The 13,019-nt window shown below is 67.9% G+C and carries 12 protein-coding genes and 1 pseudogene; 1 reads left to right on the top strand and 12 read right to left on the bottom strand.

Annotation, left to right across the window (positions count from 1 at the left end; genetic code table 11):
* From FBT96_RS17610 to FBT96_RS17595, 4 genes and pseudogenes are all read right to left on the bottom strand, one after another.
* Positions 1-465, bottom strand: a pseudogene (locus tag FBT96_RS17610) (peptidase M23); the annotation flags it as partial.
* 75 nt (positions 466-540) lie between these two features.
* Positions 541-1,188 (bottom strand): protein-L-isoaspartate(D-aspartate) O-methyltransferase, encoded by a 648-nt coding sequence (locus FBT96_RS17605; RefSeq protein WP_136908968.1) that lies wholly within the window; start codon positions 1,186-1,188, stop codon positions 541-543.
* Positions 1,185-1,973 (bottom strand): 5'/3'-nucleotidase SurE, encoded by a 789-nt coding sequence (gene surE, locus FBT96_RS17600; RefSeq protein WP_136908966.1) that lies wholly within the window; start codon positions 1,971-1,973, stop codon positions 1,185-1,187. The genes FBT96_RS17605 and surE overlap by 4 nt, the downstream gene beginning before the upstream one ends.
* 255 nt (positions 1,974-2,228) lie before the next feature.
* The gene (locus FBT96_RS17595; protein WP_136908964.1) at positions 2,229-2,885 is read right to left on the bottom strand and encodes an SDR family NAD(P)-dependent oxidoreductase; all 657 of its coding nucleotides are present in this window, start codon (positions 2,883-2,885) and stop codon (positions 2,229-2,231) included.
* Between the two features lie 241 nt (positions 2,886-3,126).
* Between FBT96_RS17595 and FBT96_RS17590 the strand changes: the two genes are divergently transcribed.
* Positions 3,127-4,878: an ABC transporter ATP-binding protein/permease gene (locus FBT96_RS17590; protein ID WP_136908962.1), complete on the top strand. Its 1,752-nt coding sequence runs from the start codon at positions 3,127-3,129 to the stop codon at positions 4,876-4,878.
* On the opposite strand, the gene FBT96_RS17585 is transcribed toward FBT96_RS17590, so the two are convergent.
* The 8 genes from FBT96_RS17585 to FBT96_RS17550 form a co-directional block, all read right to left on the bottom strand.
* The gene (locus FBT96_RS17585) at positions 4,858-6,060 is read right to left on the bottom strand and encodes a glucoamylase family protein (RefSeq protein WP_136908960.1); all 1,203 of its coding nucleotides are present in this window, start codon (positions 6,058-6,060) and stop codon (positions 4,858-4,860) included. The genes FBT96_RS17590 and FBT96_RS17585 overlap by 21 nt on opposite strands.
* Positions 6,057-8,402 (bottom strand): glycoside hydrolase family 3 N-terminal domain-containing protein, encoded by a 2,346-nt coding sequence (locus FBT96_RS17580; RefSeq protein ID WP_136908958.1) that lies wholly within the window; start codon positions 8,400-8,402, stop codon positions 6,057-6,059. Before FBT96_RS17580 ends, FBT96_RS17585 begins: the two co-directional genes overlap by 4 nt.
* 65 nt (positions 8,403-8,467) lie before the next feature.
* Positions 8,468-8,782 carry a hypothetical protein gene (locus tag FBT96_RS17575; RefSeq protein ID WP_136908956.1) on the bottom strand — a complete coding sequence of 105 codons (315 nt, stop codon included), beginning with the start codon at positions 8,780-8,782 and terminating at the stop codon, positions 8,468-8,470.
* A 65-nt stretch (positions 8,783-8,847) separates the two neighbouring features.
* Positions 8,848-9,183, bottom strand: a complete 336-nt coding sequence (locus FBT96_RS17570) for a dihydroneopterin aldolase (protein WP_169583561.1) — start codon at positions 9,181-9,183, stop codon at positions 8,848-8,850.
* Positions 9,176-9,946 (bottom strand): SDR family oxidoreductase, encoded by a 771-nt coding sequence (locus tag FBT96_RS17565; protein ID WP_169583559.1) that lies wholly within the window; start codon positions 9,944-9,946, stop codon positions 9,176-9,178. Before FBT96_RS17565 ends, FBT96_RS17570 begins: the two co-directional genes overlap by 8 nt.
* A 97-nt stretch (positions 9,947-10,043) precedes the next feature.
* Positions 10,044-11,141, bottom strand: a complete 1,098-nt coding sequence (locus FBT96_RS17560) for a TRAP transporter substrate-binding protein (RefSeq protein WP_136908949.1) — start codon at positions 11,139-11,141, stop codon at positions 10,044-10,046.
* 229 nt (positions 11,142-11,370) lie between these two features.
* A complete protein-coding gene (locus tag FBT96_RS17555; protein WP_136908947.1) occupies positions 11,371-12,192 on the bottom strand; it encodes an arginyltransferase in 822 nt (273 codons plus the stop codon).
* A gap of 147 nt (positions 12,193-12,339) precedes the next feature.
* Positions 12,340-12,810 (bottom strand): DUF2852 domain-containing protein, encoded by a 471-nt coding sequence (locus FBT96_RS17550; RefSeq protein WP_136908945.1) that lies wholly within the window; start codon positions 12,808-12,810, stop codon positions 12,340-12,342.
* Positions 12,811-13,019: the final 209 nt, after the last annotated feature.

The following is a 13,019-nucleotide window of genomic DNA, read 5'->3' as shown; positions in this document are numbered from 1 at the left end:
GTTGACGGCGGCGCGGTCGATCGCGGCCCCCGCCAGCGAGGTGATGTCGATCCGCTCGCTGCCCGCGGCGGCGGCCCCGCCCGCGACGGCGCCCGGTGCCGGTTCGCCGACCCGTTTGGGCAGGGCCAGAACCTCGCTCTTGCCCAGGGGCGTGTTCGGCGCCAGCGCATTGTAGCGCGCCAGTTCGGCCGCATCGAGGCCCAGCCGCGACGCGATCGAGCCGACGTTGTCGCCCTGCCGCGCGACGGCAACCTGATAATTCGGATAGGAAATCACCCCGCGCGCATCGGGGGCAGGGCGGTCGGCCGTGGCCTGCCGCACGGCGTCGGTGGTGTCGAAGCCGGTCTTGCCGAAATGGCGCAGGTCGGCATCGAAACTGCCGTCCTTGCCGCAACCGGCCAGGGCGGCCAGCGCGACGCCGGTCATCAGCACGCGGATCAGTCGGCGGGAAAGGGGGGCTTGCATCGCTCGTCCTCGTTCGGTCTGTCGTTTGTCGCGTCTGTCGTCTGTCGCGTCTTTGTCCGGCTGCGGCGCCCGGGCTCAGTCGCCCGCCATGCCCTCGACCAGCGGCACGAAGCGCACCGGGCGCAACTCCTCGTAATCGAAGCCGGTTTCCAGTCGGGTCACGCGGATCAGGCTTTGCACGGTGTCGGACTGGCCGACCGGAAGCACCATGATACCGCCGATCTTCAGCTGCGACAACAGCGGCCCCGGCGGGTCCTCGGCGGCGGCGGTGACCAGAATCCGGTCGAAGGGCGCCTGATCGGGCAGCCCGCGCGAGCCATCGGTGGCCAGCGCGACGATGTTGGGCAGCGACAGCGCCTCGAAGACCGCCTGCGCCTCGCGCACCAGACGGCGGTGGCGATCGACGGTGTAGACGCGGCGGCACAAAAGCGAGAGCACCGCCGCCTGATAGCCCGAGCCGGTGCCGATTTCGAGCACCCGGTCGCGCGGCCCCACCGAAAGCGCCTGCGTCATCAGCCCCACGACCGAGGGTTGCGAAATCGTCTGCCCGCAGGCGATCGGCAGCGGCATGTCCTCATAGGCGCGTTCGGCAAAGATGCCGCGCACGAAGGCGCCGCGGTCGATGCGTTCCATCGCCGAGAGGATCCGGGCATCGGTCACGCCCTTCGAACGCAGCGCGTAAAGAAACTGCATCGTGATCCGGGCGCGCTCGTCCTCGGTCATGCCAGCCGCGCCTCGAGATCGGCCAGCACGTCATGCGCGGTCAGATCGGCGCGCATCGGCGTGACGGCGATGTAGCCCTCAAGGTTCACCATCGCATCGGTGCCGGGCGCGGTGGCGCCATGCTGCGGACCGCCCTTGATCCAGAGAAACCGCCGCCCATTCGGCGAGACCGCCGGTTCGACGGTGAAGAAACTGTCGGTGCGGTAGCCCTGCGCCGCGACCCGCGTGCCCTTGACCGCGGCGGCGGGGACGGGGGGGAAGTTGACGTTGTAAAAGACGCGATAGGGGCCGTCGTCCCAGATGCCGTTTTGCCAGATCTTGCGCACCAGCGCCGGGCCATGCATGCGGGCCGCCTCGAACGGGTCAAGGCCGGGGCCAAGGCAGGCCGGGCCGAGGAACTGGCTCAGCGCGATCGCCGGAATGCCCTGCAGCGCGGCCTCCATCGCCCCGCCAAGGGTGCCGGAATAAAGCGCATTCTCGGCCGAGTTGTTGCCGCGGTTGACCCCCGACAGCACCAGATCCGGGCGCCCGTCGGTCAGCACGTCGTAAAGACCGGCCAGCACGCAATCGGCCGGGCTGCCCTCGGCCGCATAGCGGCGCGGCCCCAGCTCGGCGATCGACATCGGCCGGTTGTAGCTGATCGCATGACCGACGCCCGATTGCTCGAAGGCGGGGGCGACGGTCCAGACCTCGCCTGCCGGGCCCGCCAGCTCGGCCGCGATCGCTTCGAGCACCGAAAGCCCCGGCGCGTTGATGCCGTCGTCATTGGTGATCAGAATACGCATGCGACCCTCGTTGCCCGGTTTCTGTCTGATTAGCCGCTGCGCCGCAGCCAAACAAGCAAGGTGCTGCAGTTGGCGCGCAGGTGTGCCCTTGCGGACCCGGTTCGCCCGGACCCTGCGGGGCAGGGGGCGCTGCCCCCTCTTGGCCTCTCGGCCAATTCACCCCCGGGATATTTGTGGCAAGATAAAATCACGCCCCTTTATCTTGCCACAAATATCCCGGGGGGAGCGTCAGCGGGGGGCGGAGCCCCCCTTTTGTCAGAGGTCGGCCAGCAGCCGTTTCGCCTCGTCGCGGCAATCGATCAGCGGCGAGCGATCCTCGGACGGGAAGAAGCGCGCCCGCACCGCCGTCGCCATCGGGCGCGGCGCGACGATCTTCACCTTCGGGCCGATCTTCGCCGCCTCGACCGCATAGCTGCGGGCAAGCGCGATCTGCGCCGCCTTCGTCGCGCCGTAAGAGCCGAAATAGGGCTGGCCCGCGCGGTCATCCTCGAAGAAGACCGCGGTGCCGTCGCCCGCGCGCAAAAGCGGGTCGATCAGCGGGATCAGCGTCGCGGTGCCGGTCAGGTTCGTCGCCACCGACTTCTCCATGTCCTTCGCATCGGAATGCGCGGCGGGCGAGAGCGGCGCGGCATGGACCGCCGTGTGGATCCAGAGCTGCAGCCCGCCCCAGCGGCCCAGAATGCCGTTCGCGAGCGTCTCCATTTCCTCGGGCTTGGTGATGTCCAAAGGCGCCAGCGTCGCCGACCCGCCCCTGGCCTGAATGACGTCATCGAGCGCTTCCAGCCCGCCCACGGTGCGCGCCACCGCCATGATGTGCCAGCCCTCTGCCGCCAGTTCCTCGGCGATGGCAAAGCCGAGCCCGCGCGAGGCGCCGGTCACAAGGGCGAGTTTCTTGAAGGCGGTTCCGGTCATGGCGCAACTCCTGAGCGTTTCGCGCGGGTTTTAGGCCCGGTCCGGCGGCCGCGCAAGGGGCGCATTGGCGCGGGGCGCCGCGCCCGATCGCCGCTTTTGCGCGCCGCGGCGCAAGCGGCGGGCCGGGCGGTAACCGGCTGTTTGCCGTTCGCGCCGATCCTCACGCAAAATCGCTTTGCCTCGGGTTGCGCCCGGCGCGGTTTGGCGGTTCTGTAAGGCCAGCCCCAAGCAAGGTTCCGGCATGACCGATCTGACGACCGACACCGATCCCACTCCCGGCCTGTTCACGCAGCTGGCCGATCTGGGGCGCATCCTGCGCACCGTGCGCAGCGGGCGGCGCATCCTGTGGCTGATCGGCGGGCTTGTCGCGGTGATCGCCGTGACCGCGGCGGCGCAGATCCTGCTCAACGCCTGGAACCAGCCGTTTTACGACGCGCTGACGCGCAAGGATTTTCCCGCCTTCGTCGTGCAGCTTGGGGTTTTTGCCGTGCTGGCGGGGGGGCTTCTGGCGCTGAACGTCGGCCAGCTCTGGCTGGATCAGACGCTGAAGCTGACGCTGCGGCGGGGCATTTTCACCGCGCTGTTGCACGACTGGATGCGGCCCGGCCAGGCTTTGCGGCTGTCGCGCGCCGGGCGGATCGGCGAGAACCCGGACCAGCGGCTGCAGGCCGATGTCGACGGGCTGGCCGATCTGTCGGTGGCGCTGGGTGTCGGGCTGTTTCAGGCGGGGCTTTTGCTGTTTTCCTTCGTCGGCGTGCTTTGGCACCATTCCGACGGGCTTTCGGTCTCGATCCTGGGCCGCGCCGTCGAGATCCCGGGCTTCATGGTCTGGTGCGCGCTCTTCTATGCCGGGCTGGCCTCGTGGCTGAGCTGGCGCGTCGGCCGGCCGCTGGTCGCGATGAGCGCCGAACGCGCCGCGCGCGAGGCCGATTTCCGCTTCGAGATCGTGCGTGTCAGCGAGGCCGCCGAGGCGATCACGCTGGAACGCGGCGAGCGGGTCGAGGCGCGGCGGATCAAGGCCTCTTTCGCGCGGCTGGTCGAGGTGATCCATGGCGTGATCCGCGCCACGGTCGGGCTGACCTGGGTCACCGCGGGCTCGGGCTGGTTCAACACGGTGGCGCCGATCCTGGCGGCCGCGCCGTTCTATTTCAGCACCGACATGACGATCGGCGAGCTGATGCTGGTGGTCGGCGCCTTCAACCAGGTGCAGGGGGCTTTGCGCTGGTTCATCAACAACTTCGCGGGGATTGCGAACTGGCGGGCGATCTTGCACCGGGTGATGACCTTTCACCGGGCGCTGCGCGATCTGGCGCGCGAGGACTGCGCCGCGCAGCCCGACCGCATCCGCCGCGACGGGGCCGAGGGCGGGGTCGAGATCGAGGGGCTGTCGATCGTCACGCCCTATGTCTCGGTCCGGCTGGCCGAAGACCCGATCCGGCTGGCGCCCGGGGATCGTCTGCTGCTCAAGGGCTCTTCGGGCTCGGGCAAGACGATCCTGTTCCGCACGCTGGCGGGGCTTTGGGATCGCGGCGCGGGGCGCATCGCGATGCCGCAGGCGGGGGCGGTGATGTATCTGCCGACGCGGGCCTATGTGCCGCCGGGGCGGCTGATCGACGTGCTGGGCTATCCGCATTCCGCCGCGCATTTCCCCCGTCCCGAGGTCGAGGCGGCGTTGCAGACGGTGGGGCTGGGTCATCTGATGGCCAGCCTTGATGTGGACGAGCATTGGGAACGGCTGCTGTCGGAAAGCGAAAAGCACTGCGTGAGTTTCGCGCGGGTGATCCTCAATCGGCCGGAATGGCTGGTGATGGACGACACGCTGCCGCAGCTGGACCCCGAGGCGCGGGCGCGGATCGTGACGCTGCTCAAGGGGCCGCTGGCGCATCTTGGCCTGATCGACATCGGCAATGGCGGCACGCCGCATGGCGTTTTCACCCGCACGGTCGAGATCATCGCGGGCGAGGGCGTCGCCTCAGCCGAGGTGCGGGCTTGAAAAGCCCAGCCGCCGCAGGCCGGTCTTGACCTCGGGGGCGGACATGAAAAGCCGCCACAAAAGCCCCGTGCGGGCGTTTTCGATCATGCCGACGATCGGTCCCTGATCGATCGCCAGATGGCTTGACGCGACCCAGCCGCGCGTGTCGTCAAAGGCGTCGACCATGCCGAAGCGTCCCCAAAGCTCGGGCCGCGCGGCCATGGCGCGGGCGGCCGCAAGGCTGGCGCGCGGCAGATAGGGAGCCGCCGAAAGCGCCGCGGTGGGGGCGATCACGCCCCGGTCGTTGGCGGGGGAAAAGGCGTTGTAACCATCGGGGCCGTCGCAGGCGGTCAGCCCCCAGAACGGGCCGTAACCCATGAAATTGCCGGGGTTTTCCACGCAATGGGCGTGGTTGATCCGGGTCTGGGCGCGGTTTTGCGCGAAATAATCGATGCCGTCTTCGACCAGCCCGCGCGGATCAAGGCCCAGAAAGGAATACTGGCTGAAGAAGAGCGGCCCGCCCTGCGCGGGGCCGAGCGGCAGGCGGATGCGGTGGTAGCTGTTGCCGTTGCGGAACCCGGGGCTTTGCTTCCAGCCCTCGCGATAGGCTTCGGGCGCGATCGGATGGGTGGGCGAGCCCGCGCCAAGCACGAAGGCGATCAGCCCCTCGTGCCAGCCCATCAGCGCCAGTTTCCCAAAGCCGTGCGTCGGGCTCCAATGCCAGTGCAGCCGGTCGGGCGTCGGGCAGAAGCCCGCCCAATCGACCGCCCACCACAACGCCTGAATGCGGGCGGCCAGCGCCGGGGCAAAGGGCGCAAGCCATTGCCGGACCGTCAAAAGTCCCATCATCAGAAAGGCGGTTTCGACGATGTCGCCGCCGTCGTCCTGGGGCGAAAAGGCGATGGTGGCGCCGGTCGCGCCATGCATCCAATGCGGAAAGGCGCCGCGATGGCGGGGGGCGGCTTCCAGATGGGCAAGGGTGCGGTCGATCTGCGCCAACGCCGTCTCGCGGGCGATGAACCCACGCTCGGCCCCGACGATCAGCGCCATCAGGCCAAAGCCGGTGCCGCCGGTCGTCACCGTGTCGAGCCAGCCCTCGTCGCCGTATCTTTCCCGCGCCATCCCCGACACGGGATGGGCAAACTCGGTGAAATAACGCAGCGTTTCGGATTGGATCCGGTCCAGAAGCGGCCCCGTCCTCATTTCGTCCACCGGACGGAAATCTCTTGCGTCTCAAGCGCATGCGGGCCGAGGCCGAGGCGGAATTCGCCGCCTTCCCAGTCGCGGCGCAGCTGCGAAAGATCCGCGCCGCGGTCATATTCCAGATCCGCCGCGCTCAGCCGGAACCGCGCCGTGCCGGTCTCGCCGGGGGCCAAAGTCAGCCGGGCAAAGCCTTTCAGCTCGCGCAGCGGCCGCGAGATCTCGGCGACCGGATCGCGCAGGTAAAGCTGCACGGTTTCCGTGCCCGTGCGCGCCCCGGTGTTGGTGACGTCGATGGTCACCTCCAGCACCGCCGCGGCGCCCTGCAGCTCGGTCGCGCCGGGCTGCGGCTTGCCATAGGCGAAGCTTGTGTAGCCAAGCCCGAAGCCCGCCGGGAACAGCGGCGTATGCGGGCTTTCCAGAATGCAGGCGGTGGTGAATTTGCGAAACACATGCCGCCCCGTCGCGTCGGTTTCACTGTCGCCAAAGACATCGACGCCAAGCCCCTCCTGCGGGCGGCCCGAGGGCAGGTCTTCGATGCGCAGCGGCAGTTGCCCGACATGGCGGGGCAGCGAGATCGACAGCCGCCCCTCCGGCGCGCGGTCGCCAAACAGGATTTCGGCGATGGCCGGGCCGCCCTCGGCGCCCGGATGGCCGGTCCAGATCAGCGCATCGGCCAGCGCGGCGGCTTCGGTCAGCGCCAGCGGACGGCCCGAAAGCACCAGCAGGATCAAGGGGATGGCGCGGGCTTTCGCGACCCGGGCGATCTCGCGCACAAGCCTCGGCTGCGCGCCGGGAAGCGTGATGTCGAGCCGCGTCGAGCTTTCGCCGGAATGTTCCTTCGCCTCGCCGAGCGCCAGCACGATCGCATCGGCCTGGCTTGCCACTTCGCGCGCCTCGGCCAGCATCTCGTCGAGCGACCGGCTTTCCGGCGGCACCGAGGGCAGGGCGCGGTTGTGCACATTCAGCCGCGCCGCCAGCGCCGGGTCTTCGACGATGGAACAGCCCTTGGCGATCAGAACCTGTGTTCCGGGGCCCGCGACGGCGCTCAGCCCCTCGGCGATGGTCACGCTGTCCATCGGGTTCACGTCGATGGCCCAGGTGCCCTGCAGGTCGATCCGGTCTTCGGCCAAAGGCCCGATCAGGGCCAGCCGACCGCCGCGCTTGAGCGGCAGAACCCCGGAGTTCTTCAGAAGCACCAGGGACTTCGCGGCGGCCTCGCGGACAAGGGCGATGTGATCGGGGGCGCGGATCACCTTGGCCCGCCGTTCCTCGTCCAGGCCCATGAAGGGATCGGCGAACAGCCCAAGGCGTTCCTTGGCGCGCAGAACCTGGTGGCAGCGGGCGGTGATCTCGGCTTCCGTCACCGGGCCCCAGCGCCGCGCCGCGGGGGCGGTCTTGCCCTCTTCGACCAGCGCCGCCAGATGATGCAGGAAGGCGCCCGAAACCAGATCGACGGCCACCCCGGCCTTGAAGGCGAGATAGGCGGCCTCGCGCGCGTCGGCGGCGATGCCGTGGTGGATCAGCTCGGGGTCGATGGCGGTGAAATCGGTGACGATCATGCCGTCAAAGCCGAAGCGATCCCGCAGGATGTCTTGCAACAGCACCCGATGCGCGGTGGCGGGAATGTCGTTGATCGCGGAAAAGGCCACCATCACCGCGCCGGCCCCCGCCGCCACGCCCGATTTGAACGGCTCCATGATCCGCATCAGCGTGGCCGGGCTGGCCTCCACCGCCGCATAATCGCGCCCGGCGATGGAAAGCCCGTAGCCCGCGAAATGCTTCAAGGTCGCCATCATCCGGTCGGGCCGGGCCATGTCGCCGTCGGCGCCCTGATACCCCGTCACGATCGCCCGCGCGATGGCGGCGCACAGATGCGGCAGCTCGCCATGGCCTTCGGCGATCCGGCCCCAGCGCGCGTCGTAGCTGATATCGAGCATCGGCGCCCAGGTGAGGGAGACGCCATCGGCCCGGGCCTCGCGCGCGGTCATTTCGGCGATGCGGGTGATCAGGTCGAGATCCCAGGAGCAGGACAGCGCCAGCGGGATCGGCCCGCAGGTGATGTAGCGCTGCAGACAGTCGCGCGCGAAGAACAGCGGAATGCCATGCGGGCTTTCCGTGATCGCCATGCGTTGCAGCACCCGCCGCTCGGCGATATTCGCCCCCGCCGAAGTGCCGCACAGATGGCCGCGCCGGATCAGGGTTTCGGTATCGGCCCCCGCCGCCGCGCCGGTGGTGGGCAGGCCCGCCGCATGCGGAAAGTTGAGCTGGCCGATCTTGTCGGCCAGGCTCATCCGGCTCAGGAGATCATCCAGAAAACCCTTGTCTTCCGTGGACTTGCGCATGATCTGACCCCCTGATTGACTGGGCTCAGATTACTCCCGAAGATCGGGGGCGCAAGCGGAAAGGCTCAGGCGCGGGCGGGCAGGCGGTCGCGCGCGGTGCGGGCCGAGACCTCTTGCAGCCCGTGCACCAGCGAAATCCCCATCAGCCCGTGATACAGGATCGAGCCGCCCAGAATATGCAGGATGTAGATCCAGCCCTCGGCAAAGCCGCCGATCACCAGAACGACGAGCGAGGCCAGCGCCGAGATCAGCAGCGAGAGCAGCATCGCCCGGCCGTTCGGGCCGCGACGGCGCGCGACGATGGCGCGGCGTTCCAGTTCCGCCGCGCCGAACAGCAGGCCAAGCGACAGCAGCATGTAAAGAACGATGACGTAGAACATCGGGGGGCCTTTCGGGATGATGACGTCAGGGTAGCAGAACCGCGGGGCGCTCGCAACGCGGCCGGTCAGCCGCGCAGCACCACGCCGACGGCTTTCGCATCCGGGTAGACATCGGGTTTCTTCGAGGAAATCGCGGCATGGGCGACACCTTCGAGTCCGTGCACGAAGGCATGAATGCGCGAGACAAGCTCTTCCTGCGTGTCGATCCGCGCGCCGTTGAAGGAGCGGATGAATTCCGCCACGCGGTCGTAATCAAAGAACCGCCCGGCCTGCCAGTCGGTGCCGGTCACGGTGATCTCGGCCGAGACGAGGACGCGCTGCATGCGCGCGCGCTCGAAGTCATGGATGCCCAGAAACATCGTGATTTCAAGTTCTTCCAGGCGGATGATCAGATCAGCCATGCACATGTCCCTCTTTCACCAGAAATGCCACGTCGCGCGGCAGCTGCCACAACGCCTGACCGCCATCGACCGCGATCACCTCGCCCGTCACGCCCTTCGCGTCCCAGAAGTAAAGCGCCAGACGCAGCAGGTCGGCGGGTTGCACCTGAATGCCCAAAGGGTTGATCCGGCTGGATTTCTCGAAATTCTCCGGGGTCTGCTTGCCGGAAATGAGGGTGATCGCAGGCGCGATGCCATTGACCCGCGGGCAGCCGCCAAAGCGCATCGCCAGCATCTCGGTCGCGGCATGAAGCGCCGCTTTCGAGAGCGTGTAGGAAAAGAAATCCGGGTTCAGCGCCAGAACCTTGTTGTCGAGCATGTTGATCACCAGCGCATCGCCGCCGCCCATCTCCTGCGCCGCCATCCGCGCCGCCAGCGCCACCGGCGCCTTGAGGTTCACCGCGAAATGCGCGTCCATCTTCGCGTCCGACAGCGTGAAGATGTCGTCGTTCATGAAGTTCGACGCGTTGTTCAACAGCACATCGACCCGGCCCAGAAAGCCTTGCGCCGCGTCGAAGATCCGCTGCACGGCCTGCGCATCGGCCAGATCGCCCTGCACCAGACGGCAGATCTCGCCCGCGTGGTTCAGCTCCGCCGCCAGCGCCTCGGCCTCGGTCGCCGAGCTGTTGTAATGCAGCATCACGCGAAAGCCGCGCGCGGCGAAACCGCGGGCCATTTCCGCGCCGATCCGCTTTGCGCCGCCGGTGATCAGAATGCCGGGCATGGGGTCTCCTGTGTTCATCCGGTCAATCTAGGGCGGGGGGCGCAAAAGAAAAAGGCCCCGAGGTTTCCCCCGGGGCCGGACCTTGCGGTGCAAGGGCTCAGATCTTGCCGTTGCGCTGCTGGATCATCATGAAGGTGTCGTAGTTGTATTCCGCCACCTGCGTCCACAGGTAGTGGTCGGCGCGGAAGGCCACCATCGAGTCGTAGATCTTCTTGAAGCCCGGGTTCGTCGCGGTCATCTCGGCATAGACGTCCTGCGCCGCGTTGAAGCAGGCTTCCAGGATCTCCTGGCTGAACGGACGCAGCTGCGCGCCATTCGCCACCAGCGATTTCAGCGCCACCGGGTTCTTGTAGTCGTATTTCTGCAGCATGTCGGCGTCTTCGGCCTGGCAGGCGGTGCGCAGCAGCGCCTGATAGGCTTTCGGCAGACCCTCGTAAGCGGCCTTGTTGAACATGAAGTGGACGGTCGGGCCGCCTTCCCACCAGCCGGGATAGTAGTAATAGGGCGCGACCTTGTAGAAGCCGAGCTTCTCGTCGTCATAGGGGCCGACCCATTCGGTCGCGTCGAGCGTGCCTTTTTCCAGCGCCGGATAGATGTCGCCGCCCGCCACCTGCTGCGGCACGAGGCCGAGCTTCTCCATCACCTTGCCGGCAAAGCCGCCGACCCGCATCTTGAGCCCCGACAGATCGGCGACGGTGTTGATTTCCTTGCGGAACCAGCCGCCCATCTGGGCGCCGGTGTTGCCGCCCGGGAAGCCGATCAGGCCCTGGGTCGCGAGGAATTCGTTGTAAAGGTCGATGCCGCCGCCGTGGTATTGCCAGGCGTTCATGCCGCGGGCCGAGAGCCCGAACGGCACGGCCGCGCCCAGCGCCCAGGCCGGGTCCTTGCCCCAGTAGTAATAGCCGACCGTGTGGCAGGCCTCGACGGTGCCCGCGGCGGCGGCGTCGGCGGCCTGCAGGCCGGGGACGATCTCGCCGCCGGCGAAGACCTGGATCTGGAAATTGCCGTCGGAGGCTTCCGACACCATCTTCGAGAGCACCTCGGCCCCGCCAAAGATCGTGTCGAGCGATTTCGGGAAGGACGAGGTCAGCCGCCACGTCACTTTCGGCATCGATTGCGCCAGCGCGGGCGTGGCCAGCGTGGTCGCGGCGGCGCCGCCGATCGCGGCCTTGGTCAGAAATGAACGACGATCCATTGGGTTCTCCTCCCGTTTGTTTCGGTCTGGTTTTGTCATGCCGACCGGGTCGTTGCCCGGCCGGTCCGGCGCTCAAACTGGCATCGCGGACCGGTTCTGTCCAGACGTCGCGCAGGAAAATTGCGCAAATCGGTCCGAAAACATGACCAGATGAACGCGGGCTCGCGTCTGGGTGGAAGATCCTGTGCCGAACTGCCGCATCTGCGGGCAGTGCAAGGCAGCTTTCGCCCTAGCGCATGTCGGGCAGCTGGATTCGGGCGACCTGTTCGGCGATCGGATCGACCGAGAGCGGGTGAATCTCGCCCGAATGATCCTCGGGGTCGCCAAGCGGTTGCCAGCGCCCGGCCTTGAAGATTTCCAGCGCCGAGAATTTCGCCTTGTAGCCCATCTTGCGCGAGCCGGGCACCCAATAGCCCAGATAGACGTAAGGCAGCCCCGCGCGTTTCGCGATCGCGACGTGGTCAAGGATCAGATGCGTGCCGAGGCTGAGGTCGATCTGGTCGGGGTCGTAAAAGCTGTAGACCATCGAGACGCCGTCATCGAGCACATCGGTCAGGCAGACGGCGGTCAGCGGCCGCGGCCCGGTTTCCACCCGGCCGTCGCGATATTCGATGACGCGGGTCTTCACCGGCGTTTCCTCGATCATCGCGGCGAATTCGAAGATGTCCATGTCGGCCATGCCGCCATCGGCGTGGCGCGCGTCAAGGTAGCGGCGGAAGAGCGCGAATTGTTCCTCGGTCGCCCAGGGGCTGGTCGCGGTGCGCTTGAGATGGGTGTTGCGGTTGAGCACCTTGCGCTGGGTCCGGGTGGGCTCGAAATCGGCGACGCGGATGCGCGCCGAAAGACAGGCCGAGCAATCGGCGCAGGAGGGGCGGTAAAGCACGTTCTGCGAGCGCCGGAAGCCCTGGCGCGACAGCGCATTGTTCAGCTTCTCGGCGCCTTCGCCCTGCAGGGCGGTGAACAGCTTGCGCTCCGACCGCCCGTCCAGATAGGGGCAGGGCTGCGGAGCGGTCACATAGAATTGCGGTGCAAGCGGAAGGGAATGGCGCATGAGAGACGGGGGCTGACGCGTCGAAGGCGATCGACGCAGGACCACGCTATCAAAGCGCGGGCGGCACGCCAAGGATTTCCTTCGAAAGCCGGGCAATGACCCCGCCCGGGGGGGCGGGCAGGGTCGGGGGGAGGTGTCGGGGCGCGGTCAGTTCGCCGCCTCTTGCCGGTCGGCGGGCCGGTCTGCCGGCACCGGGGCGGCCGCGGCGGCGCGGGCGCGTTCTTCCATGTATTGGTCGAATTCGGCCTTGTCGCGGGCCTCGCGCAGCCGGATCAGGAAGGATTCGAATTCTTCCTGTTCGCGTTCGAGCCGGGCCAGCATGTCGGAGCGATAGGCGTCGAAGGCGGCGTTGCCGGTCGGGCGCATGGCGTGAAAGGCGTAGCCGCGCGCGAAGCGGGGGGTGAACCCGGCGCGGGCGCGGCAGGTTCTGCCGCTGAAGCGGCCGGTCATCAGGATGAAGCCCAGCACCACAAGCCCGAGCGGGCCGGCGAAGATGAACGAGCCGATCATCACGACGATCCAGCTCATCGGGCCGCGCTCGTCAAGCCAGGTGAGCATGCGGGTGATCGTGCCGGGGCGCTCGGGGCCCGTGGTGCTGGCGGCGGTGGTATAGGTCATGGAACCCTCCGGGGTTGGATGTGAAGTCTTTTCACATTGCGAAGGTGGGGGAGGCGCGCGCCTGGGTCAAGAGGGTATGTAAAAGATTTTCACATTGCGTCGGGGGGGGGCGGGAAGATGTCGCCCCGGCTGACGCCGCGGCGACCCAGGGGGGGGGGGGGGGGGGGGGGGGGGGGGGGGGGGGGGGGGGGGGGGGGGGGGGGGGGGGG

Origin of the sequence: Rhodobacter capsulatus (genome assembly GCF_005144475.1) — a bacterium.
Lineage (GTDB): Bacteria > Pseudomonadota > Alphaproteobacteria > Rhodobacterales > Rhodobacteraceae > Rhodobacter > Rhodobacter capsulatus_C.
The sequence above is the reverse complement of the archived record's forward strand: the minus strand, read 5'-3'. Positions and strand labels throughout refer to the sequence as shown.

What these genes read in the sequence shown, in the direction of transcription:
- FBT96_RS17550 (WP_136908945.1), bottom strand. Translation starts at nt 12,810, where the DNA reads ATGACCTATACCACCGCCGCCAGCACCACGGGCCCCGAGCGCCCCGGC.
- FBT96_RS17570 (WP_169583561.1), bottom strand. Translation starts at nt 9,183, where the DNA reads ATGGCTGATCTGATCATCCGCCTGGAAGAACTTGAAATCACGATGTTT.
- FBT96_RS17595 (WP_136908964.1), bottom strand. Translation starts at nt 2,885, where the DNA reads ATGACCGGAACCGCCTTCAAGAAACTCGCCCTTGTGACCGGCGCCTCG.
- FBT96_RS17575 (WP_136908956.1), bottom strand. Translation starts at nt 8,782, where the DNA reads ATGTTCTACGTCATCGTTCTTTACATGCTGCTGTCGCTTGGCCTGCTG.
- FBT96_RS17590 (WP_136908962.1), top strand. Translation starts at nt 3,127, where the DNA reads ATGACCGATCTGACGACCGACACCGATCCCACTCCCGGCCTGTTCACG.
- surE (WP_136908966.1), bottom strand. Translation starts at nt 1,973, where the DNA reads ATGCGTATTCTGATCACCAATGACGACGGCATCAACGCGCCGGGGCTT.
- FBT96_RS17560 (WP_136908949.1), bottom strand. Translation starts at nt 11,141, where the DNA reads ATGGATCGTCGTTCATTTCTGACCAAGGCCGCGATCGGCGGCGCCGCC.
- FBT96_RS17580 (WP_136908958.1), bottom strand. Translation starts at nt 8,402, where the DNA reads ATGCGCAAGTCCACGGAAGACAAGGGTTTTCTGGATGATCTCCTGAGC.
- FBT96_RS17565 (WP_169583559.1), bottom strand. Translation starts at nt 9,946, where the DNA reads ATGCCCGGCATTCTGATCACCGGCGGCGCAAAGCGGATCGGCGCGGAA.
- FBT96_RS17555 (WP_136908947.1), bottom strand. Translation starts at nt 12,192, where the DNA reads ATGCGCCATTCCCTTCCGCTTGCACCGCAATTCTATGTGACCGCTCCG.
- FBT96_RS17605 (WP_136908968.1), bottom strand. Translation starts at nt 1,188, where the DNA reads ATGACCGAGGACGAGCGCGCCCGGATCACGATGCAGTTTCTTTACGCG.
- FBT96_RS17585 (WP_136908960.1), bottom strand. Translation starts at nt 6,060, where the DNA reads ATGAGGACGGGGCCGCTTCTGGACCGGATCCAATCCGAAACGCTGCGT.